This window comes from Marinomonas sp. ef1, from assembly GCF_002806845.1.
Classification (GTDB): domain Bacteria; phylum Pseudomonadota; class Gammaproteobacteria; order Pseudomonadales; family Marinomonadaceae; genus Marinomonas; species Marinomonas polaris.
The window spans coordinates 121,274-141,962 of sequence record NZ_NHTT01000002.1; the positions used below are offsets into that span (position 1 = coordinate 121,274).

At 47.6% G+C, this 20,689-nt stretch carries 21 protein-coding genes; 14 read left to right on the top strand and 7 right to left on the bottom strand.

The window, feature by feature from the left end:
* Window positions 1-17 precede the first annotated feature (17 nt).
* The 14 genes from tkt (at window position 18) to CCS02_RS03060 (ending at window position 13,661) form a co-directional block, all read left to right on the top strand.
* Window positions 18-2,180 carry a transketolase gene (tkt, locus tag CCS02_RS02995; RefSeq protein WP_232728804.1) on the top strand — a complete coding sequence of 721 codons (2,163 nt, stop codon included), beginning with the start codon at window positions 18-20 and terminating at the stop codon, window positions 2,178-2,180.
* A gap of 3 nt (window positions 2,181-2,183) precedes the next feature.
* Window positions 2,184-3,479: an efflux RND transporter periplasmic adaptor subunit gene (locus CCS02_RS03000; protein ID WP_072842217.1), complete on the top strand. Its 1,296-nt coding sequence runs from the start codon at window positions 2,184-2,186 to the stop codon at window positions 3,477-3,479.
* Complete coding sequence (locus CCS02_RS03005; RefSeq protein WP_100635708.1) at window positions 3,476-4,759, top strand: ABC transporter permease; 1,284 nt, start codon at window positions 3,476-3,478, stop codon at window positions 4,757-4,759. The genes CCS02_RS03000 and CCS02_RS03005 overlap by 4 nt, the downstream gene beginning before the upstream one ends.
* On the top strand, window positions 4,752-5,492 hold the full coding sequence (locus CCS02_RS03010; protein ID WP_198515320.1) for an ABC transporter ATP-binding protein: 741 nt from the start codon (window positions 4,752-4,754) through the stop codon (window positions 5,490-5,492). Before CCS02_RS03005 ends, CCS02_RS03010 begins: the two co-directional genes overlap by 8 nt.
* Window positions 5,493-5,721: 229 nt before the next feature.
* Window positions 5,722-7,221, top strand: a complete 1,500-nt coding sequence (gene atpD, locus CCS02_RS03015; protein WP_100635710.1) for a F0F1 ATP synthase subunit beta — start codon at window positions 5,722-5,724, stop codon at window positions 7,219-7,221.
* Window positions 7,196-7,612, top strand: coding sequence for a F0F1 ATP synthase subunit epsilon (locus tag CCS02_RS03020; RefSeq protein WP_100635712.1), 417 nt, complete (start codon window positions 7,196-7,198; stop codon window positions 7,610-7,612). Before atpD ends, CCS02_RS03020 begins: the two co-directional genes overlap by 26 nt.
* Window positions 7,609-8,013: an AtpZ/AtpI family protein gene (locus CCS02_RS03025; RefSeq protein ID WP_100635714.1), complete on the top strand. Its 405-nt coding sequence runs from the start codon at window positions 7,609-7,611 to the stop codon at window positions 8,011-8,013. Before CCS02_RS03020 ends, CCS02_RS03025 begins: the two co-directional genes overlap by 4 nt.
* The gene (locus CCS02_RS03030) at window positions 8,000-8,356 is read left to right on the top strand and encodes an ATP synthase subunit I (RefSeq protein ID WP_232728805.1); all 357 of its coding nucleotides are present in this window, start codon (window positions 8,000-8,002) and stop codon (window positions 8,354-8,356) included. Before CCS02_RS03025 ends, CCS02_RS03030 begins: the two co-directional genes overlap by 14 nt.
* A complete protein-coding gene (locus CCS02_RS03035) occupies window positions 8,356-9,060 on the top strand; it encodes a F0F1 ATP synthase subunit A (protein ID WP_100635717.1) in 705 nt (234 codons plus the stop codon). The genes CCS02_RS03030 and CCS02_RS03035 overlap by 1 nt, the downstream gene beginning before the upstream one ends.
* Before the next feature lie 61 nt (window positions 9,061-9,121).
* A complete protein-coding gene (locus tag CCS02_RS03040) occupies window positions 9,122-9,403 on the top strand; it encodes a F0F1 ATP synthase subunit C (RefSeq protein ID WP_100635719.1) in 282 nt (93 codons plus the stop codon).
* Between the two features lie 3 nt (window positions 9,404-9,406).
* Window positions 9,407-10,201, top strand: coding sequence for a F0F1 ATP synthase subunit delta (locus tag CCS02_RS03045; RefSeq protein ID WP_100635721.1), 795 nt, complete (start codon window positions 9,407-9,409; stop codon window positions 10,199-10,201).
* Complete coding sequence (locus CCS02_RS03050) at window positions 10,198-11,730, top strand: alternate F1F0 ATPase, F1 subunit alpha (protein WP_100635723.1); 1,533 nt, start codon at window positions 10,198-10,200, stop codon at window positions 11,728-11,730. Before CCS02_RS03045 ends, CCS02_RS03050 begins: the two co-directional genes overlap by 4 nt.
* Window positions 11,727-12,614 carry a F0F1 ATP synthase subunit gamma gene (locus tag CCS02_RS03055; RefSeq protein ID WP_100635724.1) on the top strand — a complete coding sequence of 296 codons (888 nt, stop codon included), beginning with the start codon at window positions 11,727-11,729 and terminating at the stop codon, window positions 12,612-12,614. The genes CCS02_RS03050 and CCS02_RS03055 overlap by 4 nt, the downstream gene beginning before the upstream one ends.
* A 306-nt stretch (window positions 12,615-12,920) precedes the next feature.
* On the top strand, window positions 12,921-13,661 hold the full coding sequence (locus tag CCS02_RS03060) for a Crp/Fnr family transcriptional regulator (protein ID WP_100635726.1): 741 nt from the start codon (window positions 12,921-12,923) through the stop codon (window positions 13,659-13,661).
* 5 nt (window positions 13,662-13,666) lie between these two features.
* Here the strand turns inward: CCS02_RS03060 and CCS02_RS03065 are convergent, their stop codons facing one another.
* The 7 genes from CCS02_RS03065 to CCS02_RS03095 form a co-directional block, all read right to left on the bottom strand.
* Window positions 13,667-13,912: a DnaJ domain-containing protein gene (locus CCS02_RS03065; protein WP_100187802.1), complete on the bottom strand. Its 246-nt coding sequence runs from the start codon at window positions 13,910-13,912 to the stop codon at window positions 13,667-13,669.
* Between the two features lie 78 nt (window positions 13,913-13,990).
* Window positions 13,991-15,610 (bottom strand): NAD(P)H-hydrate dehydratase, encoded by a 1,620-nt coding sequence (locus CCS02_RS03070; RefSeq protein WP_100635727.1) that lies wholly within the window; start codon window positions 15,608-15,610, stop codon window positions 13,991-13,993.
* Complete coding sequence (locus tag CCS02_RS03075; protein WP_100635728.1) at window positions 15,607-16,455, bottom strand: PRC-barrel domain-containing protein; 849 nt, start codon at window positions 16,453-16,455, stop codon at window positions 15,607-15,609. The genes CCS02_RS03070 and CCS02_RS03075 overlap by 4 nt, the downstream gene beginning before the upstream one ends.
* A gap of 96 nt (window positions 16,456-16,551) precedes the next feature.
* On the bottom strand, window positions 16,552-17,586 hold the full coding sequence (adhP, locus tag CCS02_RS03080) for an alcohol dehydrogenase AdhP (protein ID WP_100635730.1): 1,035 nt from the start codon (window positions 17,584-17,586) through the stop codon (window positions 16,552-16,554).
* Between the two features lie 70 nt (window positions 17,587-17,656).
* On the bottom strand, window positions 17,657-19,105 hold the full coding sequence (locus CCS02_RS03085) for an NAD(P)(+) transhydrogenase (Re/Si-specific) subunit beta (RefSeq protein ID WP_100187806.1): 1,449 nt from the start codon (window positions 19,103-19,105) through the stop codon (window positions 17,657-17,659).
* A 10-nt stretch (window positions 19,106-19,115) separates the two neighbouring features.
* On the bottom strand, window positions 19,116-19,457 hold the full coding sequence (locus tag CCS02_RS03090; protein WP_012069672.1) for an NAD(P) transhydrogenase subunit alpha: 342 nt from the start codon (window positions 19,455-19,457) through the stop codon (window positions 19,116-19,118).
* A gap of 71 nt (window positions 19,458-19,528) precedes the next feature.
* On the bottom strand, window positions 19,529-20,689 hold the full coding sequence (locus CCS02_RS03095) for an NAD(P) transhydrogenase subunit alpha (protein WP_100635735.1): 1,161 nt from the start codon (window positions 20,687-20,689) through the stop codon (window positions 19,529-19,531).

Consider the following 20,689-nt stretch of genomic DNA (forward strand, 5'->3'; position numbering starts at 1 on the left):
TTTAGGAGTCAGCCAAAGTGAAACAGTTAATGCTCGACCAGCTTGCTATTAATACGCTGCGTACTCTGTCTATCGATGCTGTGCAAAAAGCCAAATCGGGGCATCCCGGTACGCCAATGGACGCCGCGCCAACGGCGTATTGCTTGTGGCAGCGTTTTCTACGTTTTGATCCAAAAGATCCTGAGTGGCTGAATCGAGATCGCTTTGTGCTGTCATCCGGTCACGCCTGCGCCTTGTTGTATAGCTTATTGCATCTGACCAGAGTGAAAGCAAAGGGGGCGAGTTATCCCGCTGGCGAGCGCTTAGCGGTCACCATGGAAGATCTCAAACAGTTCCGCCAACTTGGCAGTCGTTGTACTGGTCATCCTGAACACGGCTGGACCAGCGGCGTGGAAACCACCACAGGGCCGCTTGGGCAAGGCCTGGCGACAAGTGTTGGTATGTCAATTGCTGAACGCTGGCAGGCGGCGACTTACAATCGTCCCGATTACACCTTGTTCGACCATAATGTTTATGCCTTGTGTGGCGATGGCGACATGATGGAAGGCATCAGCAGTGAAGCCGCTTCCTTGGCAGGGCATTTGAAGTTATCGAATTTGTGTTGGATCTATGACGCTAATCACATCAGCATCGAAGGTTCAATTGAGATCACTTTTAGTGAAGATGTAGCGGCACGTTTCAAGGCTTACGGTTGGAATGTGGTGCGGGTGAGCGACGCCAATGATTTAACACAACTAAGCGCGGCGTATCAGGCGTTTATTGATACAGAAGATCGTCCGACTCTGATCATTGTGCAGAGTCATATTGGTTATGGTGCGCCCCATAAACAAGATACGGCGAAGGCCCATGGTGAACCACTTGGGGTAGAAGAAGTACATCTTACCAAAGAATTTTATGGTGCTGATCCAGAATCCCAATTCGATGTAGCTGCCGGAGTTGTCGATCATTTTGCAGCGAATTTCGGTCAACGTGGTGTGAAAACTCATGCTGAATGGCAAAAAACCTTTGCGGCTTATCATTATCAATACCCCGAATTGGCAGGGCAAATTACTCAGATGCAGCAAGCGCATCTTCCTCAAGCTTGGGATTTTGGCTTGCCTACCTTCACGGCGGACGGTAAAGACATCTCGACACGACAATCCTCAGGGCTGGTTCTTAATACCATTGCTCAACGAGTGCCTTGGTTGCTGGGTGGCTCGGCAGATTTGTCGCCTTCTACCAAGACGGAATTGTCTTTTGAATCCAATGGTAGCATGAGACAAATTGGAGAATTGAAGGCCGGAAAACCAACCAGTTCTGACTATTTTCAAGCGGACAATTACGCTGGACGAAACTTCCATTTTGGTGTGCGTGAACATGCCATGTGCGCTATCGGCAATGGTCTTGCTTTGTCAAAACTACGACCTTATGTGGCGAGCTTTTTTGTCTTTACCGATTATTGTCGTGCAGCGCTTCGGCTCAGCGCAATGATGGAGCTGCCGCTAATTTCGATCTGGACTCATGATTCAATCAGCATGGGCGAAGACGGCCCAACACATCAGCCCGTTGAACACCTTGCTGCCATGCGAGCTATGCCGGGAATCTTGGTATTGCGGCCAGCAGATGCGAATGAAGTTGTCGAAGCATGGCGCGTTATTATGGCCAATAATCATATGCCAGCGTGTCTGGTGTTAACTCGCCAAGCGTTGCCGACGCTGGATCGAGCTAAATATGGTAGCGCCAGTGGTTTGGCTTTTGGCGCTTATATTGTTGCCGATGCGAAAGATGGCAAACCAGACGTCTTGTTATTGGCAACCGGCAGTGAAGTGTCGCTCTGTGTGGCTGCGTACGAACAACTAAAAATCGAAGGCATTAAAGCGCGTGTGGTCAGCATGCCATCGTGGGAATTATTCGAAAGCCAGCTACAGGATTATCGGGATCAAGTGTTGCCACCAACGATTCTCGCCCGTGTCGCGGTGGAAGAGGCGTCCACTTTTGGCTGGGAACGTTACACAGGTTGTGCAGGGGCAATTATAGGCATGCAAACCTTTGGCTTGTCTGCACCGCGTAAAGTGGTTGAACAGCACTTTGGTTTTGATCCTGCTCATATTATTAAGTCCGCAAAGGCACAAATTGCCCGTCATGCTGGTTCATCGAGTCATCATAAAAGCACGTTAACTTCTTTAAAAAACTTGGAATAGAACATGACCAGTACAAGCGATTCTAAAAATACCAGCGAGCCGGAAGCAGATGGGTCAACTGTCACCTCAAAGATCTTTGGTTTAACTCATAAACATATCGGCATTGTTTTGCTGGTTATCGCTATTTTAGTCTTGGCGATAACGGCAGGAGTACGATTTATGTTGGGGCCAAGAGTCCTGCTTGAAATCGTTGTTCAGCGTGATTTTGTACAAACCGTTGTGGCCAGTGGTCGTGTAGAAGCGCCACATCGCGTTGATATTGGCGTACAAATTACCGGTACAGTGAGAGCGGTTCCTGTTAATGAGGGGCAAAGGGTTGAAGTGAATATGCCACTTGTTGAATTGGAATCTAGTGAGTTGCATGCGGCGGTAAGCCAAGCCAAGGCTGCTGTGCTGTTAGCAAAAGCAGAACTTCGTCAATTACACGAAGTAGAAGCTCCCATGGCAGAGCAAGAAGTAGAAGAAGCCAAAGCCAATCAAATGGCAGCCTTGCAAGATCTGGAACGCAGTCAAAGCTTATTGAAAAAACATTTGATTAGCCAATCCAGTCTGGATGAAGCAGTGCGTGCCGAAAAAGTTACTCGTAGTAAGGTCAGTAGTTTGCAATCAAAAATGATTAGTTTACAAACTAATGGCAGCCAAGTAGCACTAGATGAAGCGAGCCTTGAGCAAGCTCAGGCCGGCCTTGAATTAGCTCAAGCTAAATTGGCTTACACCACATTAAAAGCGCCTGTGGACGGTGTGTTGATTGCACGCAATGTGGAGCCAGGTGATGTAGTTCAACCTGGCGAAACGCTAATGCAGCTTTCTCCATCTGGCGAAACACAAATGGTCGTGCAAATCGAAGAAAAAAATCTTCATCTACTTGCATTAAATCAATCAGCATTAGCTTCTGCTGATGCTTATCCAGATCAGCTTTTTAGTGCCCAACTGGTGTATATCAACCCGGGAATAGACTCTGATCGAGGTTCCGTGGAAGTGAAGCTGCAAGTCCCTGAACCACCAGACTATTTGCGCCAAGACATGACGGTCTCTGTGGACATAAAAGTGGCGAGTCGCAGCGATGCCGTGCTTGTTTCCAGTGCTGCGGTTCATGATGTCAATTCGGTCGCGCCTTGGGTGTTAAAACTGGATGGTAAACAAGTCCATCGACAAGTCGTCACTCTTGGTTTGCGCAGTGATGGCATGAGTGAAGTGTTAACAGGATTAAGCGCTGGTGATCAAGTTGTTCCAGTGAGTTCGGTCACCGTTACCGATGGCGATCGCATTCGTCCATTGCTGCAAGCTGATTCGCTATGAGCGAGAAAGCGTTAGAAGCGAGCGAGTTAAAAACCTTACCCAGTTGGCAGCCGTTTGAATGGATTGTCGCCTTGCGTTTTTTGGGTGAAGGGCGTACTCAAACAGCTTTTATTATCAGTGGCGTTGCCTTAGGTGTGGCGGTGATTGTCTTTATGTCTGCATTGATGGCTGGCTTGCAATCTAATATCACCAAAAGTGTTCTGAGTGGCCAAGCGCATATTCAATTACAGCCTGCTAAAGAAACGGTGCGACCGCTTCGCAGCAGTAACAGCACTTTAGCGGTAGGTGCGGTTGTGGAAGGTGCGATTATTCAGACGCCTTTGCAACGCATTGACAGTATTGATCAATGGCAAAGTATCATGGTGCAAATCTCGGAGATACCTGATGTATTGGTGGTGTCTCCCGCCGCCAAGGGTTCTGCTTTAGTGGTGCGAGGCAATACCAGTCAAGCCATTTCTATTAATGGGGTGAAGCCAGATCTCTATTTCCAGATTATTGATATGACCGACAAAATGGTCAGTGGCACGATGGACTTAACCGGATCAGATATTTTAATCGGCATCGAACTAGCAAGTGATTTGGGCGTCAGTTTAGGCGACAAAATCCTCGTTACCATGGCAACTGGTGCTGACAACACACTTACCATAACGGGTATTTTTGATTTCGGTAATAAAACGGCCAACTCACAAACCACCTATGTTGCTTTGCGCACAGCACAAAGTTTATTAGGCATGGTTGGCAGTGTTTCTGTGTTGGATGTCAATGTCAAAGACATTTATGCCGCAGAAACGATTGCTCAGCGCATCGAAGCTTCAACTGGTGTGCAAGCCGACAGCTGGATAAAAAACAATGCCCAGTTATTTACTTCGTTGGGCGCACAACAAAGCTCAAACACTGTTATTCGCTTGTTTGTCGCGCTGTCGGTTGCCTTAGGCATTGCTAGCGTTTTGGTTGTGTCGGTAGTGCAAAAATCCCGAGAGATTGGCATTTTGCGTGCCATGGGAATCACTCGAGGACAAATCCTGCGTATCTTTTTACTGCAAGGTGGGCTGTTGGGTTTGTGCGGTTCTATTATTGGTTCTGCGATGGGAGGGGGTGGATTATTGATCTGGATGCAAATGCTAACAGGTGAAGATGGTTCGCCGCTATTTTCCTTGAGTTTAGAGCCTAGCTTATTTATTGGTGCTTTGTTGTTGGCAACCTTAACTGGCTTAATTTCTGCTTTCGTTCCTGCTTTAAGCGCGGCACGACTTGATCCGGTGGTGGCAATTCGTGGATAAATTAGAAGCTAAACACAATACAAATGACGTCGTGCTGAAAATGCAGAATGTTCGTAAGTCGTTTAACACAGGTCTACCGAATGAAGTGGAAATACTTCATGGCATTGATTTAATCCTCAAACGTGGAGAATTTTGTGCCGTGGTTGGACCGTCTGGCTCGGGCAAAAGTACCTTGCTCAATATTGTTGGATTATTGGATCGCCCAACCGAAGGAAGCTTGTCAATTTGTGGTGAAGAAACCACGCGCATGGATGATCATGCATTGACTCGCGTGCGCGGTCATAACATAGGGTTTGTGTTTCAATTTCATAATTTATTGAGTGCGTTTAGTGCGCTTGAAAATGTCATGATGCCGTTGTTGGGTGAAGCAGAATTTCCCAATAAAAAAATGACCGAGCGTGCTGCTATGTTGCTCGATAGTGTTGGCTTAACGCCTTGGCGCGATCAGCCCGCTTATCAATTATCCGGTGGACAACAACAGCGCGTTGCCTTAGCGCGAGCACTTGCCATGAATCCCGCCTTATTACTCGCCGATGAACCCACAGGCAACCTCGACACCAAAAGCGCCGATGCAGTATTTGAACTACTGCGTAAAGTCAGCCGAGAACAAGGTATGACGGTGCTATTTGTGACACATGATCCAAGCTTAGCCGCGCGCTGTGATAAAACCATTAAGGTAGTGGATGGCAAAGTAGTAGATGACAAGGAGGTTGATGACAAAGTTGTTAGCTAAATATGGCGAGTTAAACGGCGCATATGTTCGCTAGTGCACAGAGTTTATCTCTTGTTTTTATTACGCTGACAACCGCAATCCTCTATGACCGATTAAGAGAAAGTAAAGTAAAGTGAAAGTGGAAAAGGCTGTCATAGATCATTGTTAATAGCACTGTGTCGGCTCATCCTTTAGTAGTGCTGAGGTGTCGTGCGCTTATTAAAGTCATTACTGGGAGTAATCGAAGGCTATGGAATCAGGAAGAACATTTCAAAACACAGGCACCGTGATTTCGATTCGGGGCAGTGTCGTGGATATCCACTTTGACAGTATATCGTCAGACAATCAGTTACCACCGATTCGCTCTTTATTACGTACTGGTAAAGACAATAGCATTGCCATTGAAGTGTTTTCCCAATTGGATGATCAGCGGGTGCGCGGTATTGCCTTAACGCCAACCCAAGGTCTTGCTCGTGGTATGAAAGTGGAAGACACAGGCAAGCCGTTGCAGACACCAGTAGGCAAGGGGATTTTGTCGCGCATGTTTGATGTGTTCGGCAACGCCATTGACAAAAAAGACGCGCCGACCGACGTCGAATGGCGCTCGGTTCATAATGAACCACCACCGTTAGCAAGACGTTCCACCAAAACCGAAGTATTCGAAACCGGCATCAAGGTGATTGATGTCTTAATGCCGTTAGAGCGCGGTGGTAAAGCCGGCTTGTTCGGCGGTGCTGGCGTGGGCAAAACGGTCTTGTTGACCGAGATGATTCATAACATGGTCGGCCAACACGCGGGCGTTAGTATCTTTTGCGGTATCGGAGAACGCTGCCGAGAAGGCGAAGAGCTTTATCGCGAGATGAAAGAAGCGGGTGTGCTGGACAACATGGTGATGATGTTTGGTCAAATGAACGAACCGCCGGGCGCACGTTTTCGCGTGGGTCATGCCGCATTGACCATGGCGGAATATTTCCGTGATGACGAACATCGTGATGTTTTGTTGCTGGTGGATAATATTTTTCGCTTTATTCAGGCGGGCATGGAAGTGTCTGGTTTGATGGGGCAAATGCCCGCACGTTTGGGTTATCAGCCAACTATGGGTACGGAGTTGTCACAACTCGAAGAGCGCATTGCCAATACAGGCAGTGGCGCGATTACCTCGATCCAAGCTGTGTATGTGCCTGCCGATGATTTTACCGATCCTGCCGCTGTACATACCTTTTCTCACCTTTCTGCTTCTATCGTTTTATCGCGTAAGCGCGCCAGCGAAGGGCTTTATCCTGCCATTGATCCCTTGCAGTCCAGTTCTAAAATGGCGACGCCAAGCGTTATTGGTCGACGTCATTACGATCTGGCACAAGAGATTCGTCGCACCTTAGCGCAATACGGCGAATTGAAAGACATCATTGCCATGCTCGGCATGGAGCAGCTATCGCCCGAAGACCGCAAAGTCGTCGGACGTGCTCGCCGCTTAGAGAGGTTTCTTACTCAGCCCTTTTTTACCACTGAGCAGTTTACTGGTATGTCTGGCAAATTGGTCAGTCTTGATGATGCCTTAGATGGCTGCGAGCGAATCTTACAGGATGAATTTCAAGACTATCCCGAAAGCGCGCTTTACATGATTGGTGCGATTGACGAAGCCCATAAAAAAAGCAAGCAAGCCCCTGTAGAAGATAAACCAAAAATAGAAGATAAAACGAAACCAAAAGCCGAGGAGGACGAAGATGCCACAAGCCTACATGACGCTTAAGGTTTTACTGCCTCATAAAGTATTTAGCGAAGAACAAAAAGTGCTGCGAATCGTGGCGACTACACCACAAGGGGCGTTTGGCATTTTACCGAATCGATTGGATTGTGTGGCGTCCTTGTCAGCGGGCATTTTAGTAGTGGAAGTCGAAGGCGAGGAAGAAGCTTACATCGCTGTTGATGAAGGCGTATTGGTGAAAACCGGAGCGGAAGTACGTATTTCCGTGCGCAACGCCATGAGTGGTATGGGCTTAAATGAATTGCGTATTGCAGTAGAAGAAGAGTTTCTGCAGCTTGACGAACAGCAGCAGAAACTACGTTCGGCATTGACTAAGATGGAAAGCGGTTTTGTTCAGCGTTTGGTCGCGTTTAAGCAGGATGCGAGTTTGTCATGAAAGACGATGATGAAGACAAAAGCACGCCCAAAGCGGACCGTTATCTAGATCGAAAAGTAGACCGCAAACTAGATCGCTCTTTAGATCACAAACCGAAAAACAACTACAGCAAGCAAGTTGGCTCAGTCGCCGCTCGTAAGCTAAAAGCTCAGCGACACGTAACTAGAACTGTCTGGTCTGGCTTAGGGATGATGGGATTGGTTGGCTGGTCGATTGCTATTCCTACTGTGCTTGGTGCGGCGCTGGGTATTTGGTTGGATGGTGCTTACCCAAGTGATCGTTCATGGACACTGGCCTTGCTGGTCGTTGGCCTGTGTTTGGGCTGCTTCAATGCTTGGCATTGGGTGCAAAAAGAAGACAAAGACATTCACCAACCTGAGGACAACGATGATGTTAATTGATTTTGGTGACAACTTTTGGGGTGGCGTTGCCTATGCCGTGTTTGTTGGCATGCTATTAGGGATTTTTTATTTTGCTGGGTTGTGGTGGACAGTACGCCGACTGGGTTCTAGTCGCGTGGTCGCACCTTTATTCTTGTTCAGTATGCTGTTTCGCATCAGCGTCGTGATGGTGAGTTTTTATGTGTTCCTGGGCAATGACTGGCAAAAATTATTGTTAGGTTTGCTTGGCTTCATAATCTTGCGTTTGTTCGCGACGCGGCTGATTCGTTTGAAAGACAACCCAGTCATTATCAAGCCGATTCATACCCTTAAAGAAAAACATTCTCACACAGAAGAGCGCTAATGAACCTGACTCCAGATCTAATTATTTATTGGCAAATGGGCTTTCTAAAGCTTAATGCCACCATAGTCTTCACTTGGTTGGTGATGTTGGTGCTGGTGGTTGGGTCGATTCTAATTACTCGAAATCTGTCCAACAATTTGCAACGCTCGCGCTGGCAAAATGCGCTAGAAGTGGTGGTGATCACCATTAATAAACAAATCGAAGAAGTAGGTTTAAGTCAACCACAAAAATACATCGGTTTTCTGGGAACCTTATTTTTGTTTATCGCCGTGTCTGCTCTTGGCACCATTATTCCGGGTTTTGAACCACCGACAGGTTCGCTTTCCACTACGGCGGCGTTAGCTCTGTGTGTGTTAGTTGCTGTGCAGCTGTTTGGTATTCAGGAAACGGGCTTAGGCGGATATCTGTCTTCCTATACTCAGCCGACCATTATTATGCTGCCGTTCAATATTATCAGTGAGGTGTCGCGGACCTTGGCGCTGGCGGTGAGACTATTCGGCAACATGATGAGTGGCGCGATGATCATCGCGATACTGCTCACCATTACCCCGTTCTTATTTCCGATTGTGATGACTGTGCTTGGTTTGCTTACTGGCATTGTTCAGGCTTATATCTTTTTCATTCTAGCCACTGTCTACATCGCAGCGGCTACACGCTCCTCAAAAACAGAAGTCCAAAGCACTGAGGCAACAGAGACGAGTTAGCTTTGAGCTTTAATTTTAACCCTTTATTTGATTAAACCTTATGAACATTTACGGAGTAACTATGGACAGCATGACAATGATTGCAATGGTTTCGATTATTACGGCAGGATTAACGATTGCCATCGGCGTGATCGGGCCATCATTGGGAGAAGGTAAAGCGGTGGCGACGGCGTTAACGTCATTGGCTCAGCAACCTGATGCCTCTGCGACGATTACGCGAACCTTATTTGTTGGTTTGGCGATGATCGAATCCACCGCGATTTATTGTTTTGTGGTCTCGATGATTTTGTTGTTTGCTAATCCTTTTTGGAATCATGTCATAGCCCAAGCTGCAGGCCAATAAATCATGCTAATCGATTGGTTCACCATCATTGCGCAACTGATTAATTTTCTGGTCCTAGTTTGGTTGCTGAAACACTTCTTGTATCGTCCTATTTTGAACACGATTGACGCGCGTGAAAAACGCATTGCTGATGAGCTGGCCGACGCCGATAGCAAAAGAGCCGAGGCTGAGCAGCAACGCGAGGAATTCCAACAAAAGAACACGGAATTCGACCAACAACGCACGGCGAAGATGAACACAGTAGGCGAAGAAGCGAAAACCGAGCGAGCACGTTTGTTGGAATCGGTTCGACAAGAGTCTGACGCGCTGCGCAGTAAATTGGAATTGGCGCTTAAAAATGAACAGCTAAGTTTGCAAGATACCTTGAGCCAGCGCGCACGAGAAGAAGTATTCGCTATTGTCCGCAAAGCACTCAGTGATCTTGCAGGAACCAGCTTAGAAGCGCGCATGGCTGCTATTTTTGTGCAACGCTTGGATACGCTAAGTGACGATGAAAAAAACAGCCTGCAGTCAGCTTTTAAAGATTCAGATCAGGCTTTAGTCGTCCATACTGCGTTTGATCTTGCCGAAGAAGAAAATGTGCTTATTAAAACAGCCCTCAATAAGTTGTTAACGGATTCGATCGAAATTCAATTTATCACCGAGCCAGATGTGATCAGCGGGATTGAGATAAAGTCCCACGGTCAGAAGATCGGTTGGAGTATTGCTGATTACCTTGCCACTCTGACCAAGCGAGTCAATGAAGTGATGCTTTCTCATAATGCAGTTGAAGATAAAAGCCAAGAGCAGGCTTCATGATGTCGATGTTTGACGCGTTATTTTCTGATTTAAAACAGGCTCGGGAATCGTTCGAACCCGCTTTGTCACCACGAGAAATTGGCAAGATTATCAGTGTCGCCACGGGTATTGCTAAGGTGTCTGGCTTGCCCAATGTTGGCTACGACGAGTTATTGCTTTTTCCCGGTGATATTTATGGCATCGCGTTCAATGTCGATGAAGACGAAATTGGCGTGGTGTTGCTTGGCGAATACTGGCATTTGCAAGCCGGTGATGAAGTCGAACGGCTTGGTCATGTGGTTGATGTGCCGGTTGGCGATGGCTTGATTGGTCGCATTATTAATCCAATCGGTAAACCTTTGGATGGCAAGGGCAATCTGGGCACTACCGAGCGTTTACCCATCGAACGACCTTCGCCAGCCATTATGGATCGAGCAGGCGTGAGTGTGCCTTTACAAACGGGTATTAAGGTGATTGATGCCTTGATACCGGTAGGTCGTGGGCAGCGAGAATTGATTCTTGGTGACCGACAAACCGGCAAGACGGCGATAGCCATGGACACGATTCTCAATCAGCGTGGCAAAAACGTCTTGTGTGTCTATTGTGCTATTGGTCAACGCGCGTCAGGTGTCGCCAAAGTTATTGCCACGTTGCGGGAACAAGGCGCGATGGAATACACAGTCGTGGTAGTGACAGAAGGCAACGAGCCACCGGGCTTGGCCTATGTTGCACCGTACGCCGCGACTAGCATTGCGGAATATTTTATGGAGCAAGGTCGTGATGTGCTGATTGTCTACGATGATTTGACGCACCATGCTCGAGCTTATCGTGAATTGTCTTTGTTGTTGCGTCGTCCACCAGGACGAGAAGCCTTCCCCGGCGACATTTTTTATATTCATTCGCGTTTGTTAGAAAGAGCGACGCATCTGAGCAAGGAACTCGGCGGCGGTTCATTGACGGCGTTGCCAATTATTGAAACCGAAGCGCAGGATATTTCGGCGTACATTCCGACCAATCTTATCTCCATTACCGATGGGCAAATTTACCTTTCGCCGGCCTTATTTGAACTGGGTATTTTGCCTGCGGTTGATGTGGGAAAATCTGTGTCTCGTGTGGGTGGTAAAGCACAAAGAGCAGCGTATCGTGGTGTCACTGTGGATCTTAAATTGGCTTATGCGCAATTTGAAGAATTGGAAACCTTCGCGCGTTTTGGCGCTCGATTAGACGATGATACGCTGAAAATTATTGAACATGGTCGACGCATCCGAGCTTGCTTGAAGCAGCCAGAATTCTCGCCGGTGTCCATGGCGGAACAAATCGCCGTTTTAGTTGCTTTGACCGCAGATTTGTTTGATGACATTGACTTAGACAATATGCCAGCCGCGGAGCAAGCCGTTCGGGATGCTGCTGCGAATATCACCGATGATATTGCAGAGCGTTTAGAAAGTACTAATAAATTAAGTAAAGAAGATAAAGCGGTGATTCTGGAGCTAGCGCGCGAAGCGCTTGAAGCCTTCAGCACCGACACAGATTCAGGTGCGCCAGCATGACAGACAGTATCGCCAGTTTGCGTCACAAAATTACCAGCGCCCAAGACTTAGAATCTGTAGTGCGCAGTATGAAAACCATCGCGTCTTCGAGCATTGGTCAATATGAAAAAGCTGTACATTCGCTGGATGATTATTATCGAAACGTACAATTGGGGTTGTCGGCGTGTTTGTCGCAAACTGCACAATTAGAACAGCCTGCGGTGATAGTTAATCGATCTCAGAAATATGCACCCGCCATCGGCGTGATTGTGTTTGGTTCGGATCAAGGTCTAGTCGGACAGTTTAATGAAGTGATGGTCGAGTTTGTGGTCGACTCCTTGGCAAAATTATCGGGCAATAAAATGGTCTGGGCAGTTGGGGAGAGAGTTGAGTCTCGCTTGTTAGATACGGATTTAAAGACCGAAGAAAGCTTTGAATTACCCCATTCGATCAACACCATTACGGCATTAGTAGGGGAAATTTTAATCGAACTGGAGGCAAAACGTGATCAGGGTCTGATTGATCAAGTGTTTTTGTTTCACCATAAACTAGAAGCTAATTCGATTTCTCGACCCGTGAGTCAGCAGCTTTTGCCTTTGGATGAAGCTTGGCGACAAGAGCTTGTTGCTATTAATTGGCCAAGTAATAACCTTGTTGAAGTGATGCCAGATCAAGATCAAACTCGTCGCGCTTTTGTACGTGAATATCTGTTTGTCAGTCTTTTTCGAGCCTGTGCGGAATCGCTTGCCAGTGAGAACGCCAGTCGACTTGCTGCCATGCAGCGCGCCGAAAAGAACATTGATGAGATACAAGAAAACCTCAATAAAACCTTTCACCGTCTGCGTCAGAGTGACATCGATGAAGAGTTATCCGATGTCCTCTCTGGATTTAATGCGTTAAATTAGAATCTAGATCATGATTTCAGTGAATAAATCGTAGGTTGCACTTTAATAGAGAGTAGTGTGTTCGCTAGCGCACAGAACTTTGAGTAGCAAAACGATAGAAATGTCTTGAGATCATTGCACGATTACTGTGCTTGCCAATACTTTGTTAAAAATAGACTCAAAATGCTCATTTATAACCCATAAACTCTGCTTTTTCGTCTATTTTTGCCTCGTCTTGGCTTCGCTCGTGACTTCGTGAAACGATCTCATTCTATCGCTTTGTTGCGATTTGGTTTTCTCACTTTAAAAAAATTTAAGACTTTTCCTATGCATGATGCAATCGATACGACCTTTTCGCCGTTACAAAACCATCTCTTAGCAGCCTTACCTGAGGAAGTTCAAACTCGTATCTTTCCTTTTCTTGAATTGGAAAAACTGGAATTAGGGCAGGTGATGTACGAAGCGGGCGACAAATTGGCTTACGTACACTTTCCTGTTGATGCCATTGTGTCTTTGCTTTACGTGATGGAAAGTGGCGCGTCTGCCGAAATTTCCGTAGTTGGCAATGAAGGTTTAATTGGCGTTGCCTTGTTTATGGGCGGCGAAAGTACTTCTAGCCGAGCGGTGGTGCAAAGTGCGGGACATGCGTATCGCCTAAAAGGCAGCATGTTAACGGAAGAGTTTAATCGACACGGTAAGCTACTGGAGTTGATGCTGCGTTATACGCAATCCTTGATCACGCAAATGGCGCAAACCGCTGTATGCAATCGGCACCATTCTATCGACCAACAATTATGCCGCTTGTTGTTATTGTCTTTAGATCGTTTGCCCGATAACCATCTCACCATGACCCAAGAATTGATTGCCAACATGTTAGGCGTACGCCGTGAAGGCGTCACCGAAGCCGCTGGCAAATTACAAAAGCTCGGCGTGATCGATTATCACCGAGGTCATATCACCGTGTTAGACAGATCAAAACTCGAAGAATTGAGCTGCGAATGTTACGCCGTCGTGAAGACAGAGACTGATCGTTTATTGCCCTATGTGTTGCCGAAAAAGTCAGCCTGATTCACTCATCTGAAATGATGTTTTAGTGTGATGACATCATTCATTGACGAGCTTCTGTGAGCTGATTGTTTGTTTGCTGGTTTGAGCGCCGCATAGGCTTCAGTAATTTTTTTGAATATTGGCTCGCAATTTGATTGCTCAGAAATATCTGGATGATATTTATGGGCAAGTTTGCGATAAGACTCTCTGATTTCTCTTGTCGATGCGGTGAGTTCTACTTCTAGCGTTTTGTAATAATCATTGAATTGCATGGTCAGTCTCCGATCAAAATAGATGAATAAAAAGTACAGAGTCGTTCATTCTGAGCTGTGCGAATCTATCCATTTTCCTTAATGAGATGCAGAAAACTCGATTGTCGCTTCCGTTTCTGAAAAATGGCGGTCTGTTTGTTTCATCAGCAGGGCCAGTTGTTTAAAGACGGCAGGCAAGCGATAGGGTAAATCTTCCGCGATTAATCCTGGTCCAAAGTTGTTTGCTGCTGCACCTTGCAACCAAACGGCCGCCGCAGCGGCAAGAAAAGGTTCCATGCCTTGTGTAAGTAGACCGAGCGCTATGCCTGCCAACACATCGCCAGATCCTGCGGTTGCCAAAGTTGATGGCGCATTAGCATTGATGATGGCACGTCCATCTGGGGCGGCGATGACGGTATCGTTGCCTTTAAGTATGACGATGGCACCACTTGCTTTAGCTGCAGCACGAGCGCGAGATAGCTTGTCGTTATACGAAGAGTCGACCACGCCTTTGAATAAACGACTGAATTCGCCTTCATGTGGTGTCAGCACGCATGGGCCGGTGATCGCATCAAAAAGATCGGTTGGCGTATGTTGGAATGAAGTAAGCGCATCGGCATCGAGAACGGTTGCCTGTCCAGACTTTAACATGGTCAAAACTCGTGCTTGGGTGTCGGGACCAACACCTGCGCCGGGACCAATCAGTAAACCTGTAATGCGTTTATCACCAAGCAGTATAGCCAAGTCTTGATGTCGATGAATTGGCTTGACCATAATGCAGGTCAGTGTTGCAGCATACACAGAAAGAGCAAGGTAACTCTGGCTCATGTCCACCGCGATAGTTGTCAGTCCAGCGCCGACACGAGCCGCTGACAACGCCGCCATGCGAGCCGCGCCAGTGGTTGGCCAGCCGCCCCAAACCAGCGCATGCCCTCGACTGTATTTGTTGCTGTGTTGATTTAATAATGGCAGATTGTCAGCCCATAACGCGGGGTGATTCTCAAAAGTATCAGGTGGAATGCTGACAAACACGGAAGCAGGTGTTCCTATATTGGCGACGACCAGTTCACCGCACAAGCTTTTCCCTGGTTGCAACAGATGGCCGGGCTTTTTACGAAAGCAGGTTAGTGTAAGGGCGCAAGATACCGCGCCCATATTTTCGCCAGTGTCGCCCATTAATCCGCTTGGCACATCAACCGCGATGATGGTCAATTTTTTAGCCGCCGCTGCCGCAAGAGTCTCCACTGCCGCGCCTTCTAGGGGACGAGTTAGACCCGCGCCAAATATCGCATCGACAATCAGCTCCGCGCCGTTTAGAGCATCGGGCGTGAGCGTTTCAACGGGTCCATTCCAGAGAGAAGCATGATGTGCCGCAGAGCCACGAAGCTGATCACGAGTGCCGAGTAACGCGACGCGCACTGGCCAGTTTGCTTCAGCCAAATGCCGAGCAGCGACAAAACCATCACCGCCATTGTTGCCGGGGCCGCAAAGTACTAATACTGGCCGCAAGCTCCAGCGATTCATAATAGCGTCTGCCACAGGACGGCCAGCGTTTTCCATTAGAGTGATTGCATTGATGCCATAGGCAATGGTTAATCGGTCAGCTTCGGTCATTTGAACTGTACTGAGAAGGACATGTGGCAGCCGATCAGACTGTCCACGTTGTGAGTCAAAGCCTGATTCCCAATGGCTTGGTTGAGGAATCGTTAATGGTTTCATTGTGGTGCCACTAGATTGGCTTTTGGCGCACGAGCCCAATAACCAGTTAGCCCATAATGCTCGTACATTTCCGCTTCTTGGTGTCGATTAATCTGTTCAGTTGAGTTGTATTCTGGTGAGTCTTTGACCAATTGACGAGTCAGATCAATAGTGAGAGATTCGTCCAGCCAATCAATGTCTTTGATCCATTCTGGCGAAATCAGTACCTGATGTCCTCCCCACCAATTGCTGGTATTGATCACCAAATAGCGCACCGCCCAAGTGTTTTCTTCTACTAAGATTTCTGCAATATGGCCAATGTCGCCATCTTTTGCGTGTACGTGATAATCGATGATGGCTTGGCAACTACGCAAATTAGGGTCTTTGTTTTGATGGTTTTCTTGGTTTTCTTGGTTTTCTGCGTCATAAACGGCTTGATGAGCCACTTCTGCCTTGTGGATTTCTTCGTCTCCATTGAGCGAATCGATATAGCCCGGATACATCAAATAAGGGTACATACCACCAGCCCATAGCCCCGTGCCGCCCCAATAATTTGGGTAGCCATAAAACCCCAGATAATCCATTTCATGCTGGCGTGAGACGGGTTGGTCTGTGTCGATTTTTGGGCTGTTTTTTACTTGGTCTGTGGTAATTAACACCGGAAGGATATGTTCCCAGCGGTTGGGTTTTTGAATGGAAATCGGAGAGATAAGAACCTTGCGATGCATCAGCCAAAGCCCTGTTTCCACGACGAAATAGCGTACCACCCACGTTAAGTCATCAAACAAAATGTCCTTTACCATACCCACATGGCCGTCGCTGGCAGCAATGGTGTATTTTTCTAAATCGTTCATGCTGCGTAGCATAAGAAGTTATCCCTTTAAATTAGGTCGCTTGTAATAAAGAATCCCTCGGCGTTAACCGAGGGAAGGGTGTTAGTACTTAGCTGTTAATGGACTAGCTCAGCTCGATGCGAAATTAATGACCACTCGTGACGGAACATCACCATTTTCCAGACGTTTAAAGACATCGTTAATGGCAGACAATGGCTGTAGCTCAATGTCAGCTTTTACTTTGCCTTCGGCAGCAAAGGCTAATGCTTCGGCCATATCTTGGCGTGTGCCCACGAACGAGCCGCGAATGGTGACGCAGTTAGCAACCACATCGAATAACGGCACTGGGAATTCACCCGGTGGCAAACCAACCAATACACAAATGCCACGTTTACGTGTCATGGCAACCCCTTGATTAAAAGCAATCAGTGAAGGTGCGGTGATTAATACGCCATGACCACCGCCGTTTGTTGCCTTGATTACGACTTCAATCGCGCCTTCGTGTTTGGCATTGACCACTGCATCCGCGCCAAGTTGGGTGGCGTGTTCGAGCTTTTTATCATCGATATCAACCGCACAAACGTGCAAGCCCATGGCTTTAGCGTATTGAACAGCCAAATGACCAAGGCCACCGATACCAGAAATAACCACCCAGTCACCTGGTTTTGCTTTGGTTTCTTTAAGACCTTTGTAGGTGGTAATGCCCGCGCAGATCAGCGGCGCAGCTTCTGTGGCAGATAAGCCAGCAGGAATGTGAGCCACGTAATTTGGGTTGGCGAGTATGTATTCAGCAAAACCACCATTTTTGGTGTAGCCGCCGAACTCGGCTTCGCCACACACGGTTTCCCAAGCAGCAAGACAATGTTCACAATGACCACAGGCAGAATAGAGCCAAGGCACACCGACACGATCGCCTTCTTTTACCGCTGTAACTCCTTCACCTAGTGCCACCACAATACCGATGCCTTCATGACCGGGAATGAACGGAAGAGAGGGTTTCACCGGCCAGTCGCCAGCTTCAGCATGCAAATCGGTGTGACAAACACCACAGGCTTCGGTTTTAACCAGAATCTGTCCCGGACCTGGAGTCGGAATGTCCATTTCTTTAAGAAGGAGGCCTTCGCCGAATTGTTCGACGACAGCCGCTTGCATTTTTTTAGTCATAACAGGTTCCTATTGAGTTAATGTGCTAAATAAAGAGAGTGTGAATAGGCTCTCTTTAGCGAAGATTCTTTTAGGATGACGCCTTACCCAAACTACGCACGGATTCGATCATTTTGATCAGTACGGCCTGAGCATCACCAAATACCATGTTGCAATTGGGTGAGTAGAACAGGGCATTGACGATGCCCGAATAACCTTTGCCTTGGCCTCGCTTGATGACATAAACCTGTTTGGCTTTGTCAGCGTTCAAGATCGGCATACCGAAAATGGGTGAGGACTTATCTGTTCTTGCTGCAGGGTTGACTACATCATTGGCGCCAATTACTAGCACCACATCCGTTGTGGCGAATTCTTCATTGATGTCATCAAGTTGGAAAATAATATCGTAAGGAACACCAGCTTCGGCCAATAACACGTCCATTTGCCCCGGCATACGGCCAGCAACAGGGTGAATAGCAAACTTGACGGAAACCTTTGCGGCTTGGAGTAATTTGACAAATTCGTAGAGCTTTTGTTGTGCTTGAGCAGCAGCAAGACCGTAGCCCGGCACTATGATAACGCTTGATGCATAGCGCATTTCAATACCAGCATCTGACGCTGCGGTTTCTCGCTCGGTTCCTTTTATCGCGCCATGTTTGGCCTTAACAATGTCACCGAAATTGGTAAACAACACATTAGCGACGGATCGGTTCATGGCTTTTGCCATTAGCAAGGTTAGTAATAGGCCAGCGGCACCAACCACCATGCCGGCAATCATCAAAGCCGGATTGCCTAAAACGAAGCCTTCAAGACCCACTGCCAGACCAGTGAAGGCGTTGTAGATAGAGATCACCACGGGCATGTCTGCACCGCCAATTGGTAGGGTCATTAATATGCCGAATATCAGAGCAATGGCGAAGAAGATGTAAGTCCAGCTTGAAATGGATAGAAGCGGATTAACGCCACTCAGTGTGACAAAGACGATCCAGCCTGCCACAGCGATGGCAGCAAGAAAGACCACTCCATTGATGATTTGTTGGCTCTTTATTCTTAATGGCTTATTGATTACGCCTTGCAGTTTTGCCCAGGCAATCACAGAGCCGGACATAGAAATGGCACCGATTAATGCACCAAGTAAGGTAACAATCAATTGACTAGCGTCATGGGCGTTATTGCCAAATAACTCCACTGCGGCGATGGCACCTGCTGCACCACCGCCCATACCGTTATAAATGGCGACCATTTGCGGCATAGCCGTCATGGCGACCTTACGTCCGGCAAGCCATGCGCCGACACCGCCAATTGCAAGGGCCAGCAAGGCGAGGGTGATATTCATTAGTAGATAAGGCTTTACGCTGTCATCAATGTTCAAAACGTAGAGAAAGCTTGCCAACACAGCGGCGACCATGCCGATGCCAGCCAAACGAATGCCAGACGCGGCGGTGGCTGGTGAGGACATGCGTTTGAGACCAAAGAGAAAAAGAAAAGCGGCCACAAGGTTGGCAGCGCCGATAGTCAGTTGCGCTAAAAGAGTGAGCATGATTGTGTCCTTAGTGTTTCTTTTTCGAAGCGTGGCTGCGATGTGGTTTGCTGGCTGGTTCACTGCTCTTAAACATCGCCAGCATCCGATCTGTCACCGCGTAGCCTCCTGCAGCATTGCCGGCGCCTAGCAGAACAGCAAAAAAGCCAATAACTTGTTCCTGCGTCGTGCTGGCGTTAATGAGTGTGTAAAGCCCACCAACGACCACAATGCCATGTATGAAATTGGAACCGGACATCAGCGGTGTATGCAAAATAGCTGGCACATTGCCGATGATGACCCAGCCTGCGAATCCTGCCAGCATGAATATGTACAGGGCGACAAAGCCCGTAATCGTGAAATCAAAACTCATCACTCACTTCCTATGCTATTCAAACCGTTTTTGCGGTTTGGTTGTCTAATTTGGTTATCGGTTTTTTTAGGTTATTTAGATTGAGATTTTGCTTTGGCTTTTTTATCTGTTTTATCTGTTTTATCTGTTTTAGTTGCGTCGCAAAGCTTGCCATCGTGGGTGAGAGCAGTATCGGCAAGCACTTCGTCTTCCCAGTCGATGGCGACTATGTTGTTCTTCATCATTAGGGCGAGCAGGTTGAACAGGTTCTTGGCGTAAAGCTCGCTGGCATCCGCTGCGAGCATGGATGGCACGTTTAATGGAGCGATTATCGTGACGCCATCAATATGAGTCGTTTCGCCGGGTGTTGATGCTTCACAATTACCGCCGCCATCAGCAGACAAATCGACAATCACTGAGCCGCGTTTCATGCCAGAGACTTGTGCTTTGCTAATTAGTTTAGGAGACGCTTTGCCAGGAATAGCGGCTGTGGTGATGATCAAATCGGCTGCTTGAATGTGTTTTGTTAGGGCTTTATTGACGGTGATTTTTTCTTCGGGCGTGAGTTCGCGGGCATAACCGCCTTTGCCAGTGGCATCAACGCCTGTGTCGACAAAGGTTGCTGCTAGAGACAATGCTTGTTCTTTGGTTTCTGGGCGAACATCGTAGCCTTCAACAACCGCACCAAGTCGTTGCGCTGTAGCGATGGCTTCGAGTCCTGCGACACCAAGGCCCATCACTAAGACTTTGGCTGGGCCAATGACACCTGCCGCCGAGGTGATTTTAGGTAGCACCTTAGTCATATTGCTCATACCAAGGGCGACTGCATAATACCCCGCTAAAGCCGATTGACTGGATAATGCGTCCATTGACTGAGCACGAGAGATACGTGGAATGCGTTCCATGGCAAAACAGGTGATTTTTTTGGTGAGCAAGCATTGAACAAACTCCGGCTCATTCGCCGCATAAACGAAACAAATCAATATCGCGCCCGGTTTCATAGCATTAATGACCGACATAGCCGGCGGCTGAACAGCTAACACCACATCTGCGTCTTCGACCAAGGCATGGCGGTCATCCATGAAAATGACGTCTTGATAGGCGGAATCTGACAGTTTAGCCGCATCACCAGCGCCCGATTGCATATGCAACCGAGCGCCAAGTTTGATTAATTTAGCGGTGAGTGATGGTACTAAGGAAACGCGTCTTTCATGGGGATGCGTTTCTTTTAAAATAGCAAGGTTCACATACAT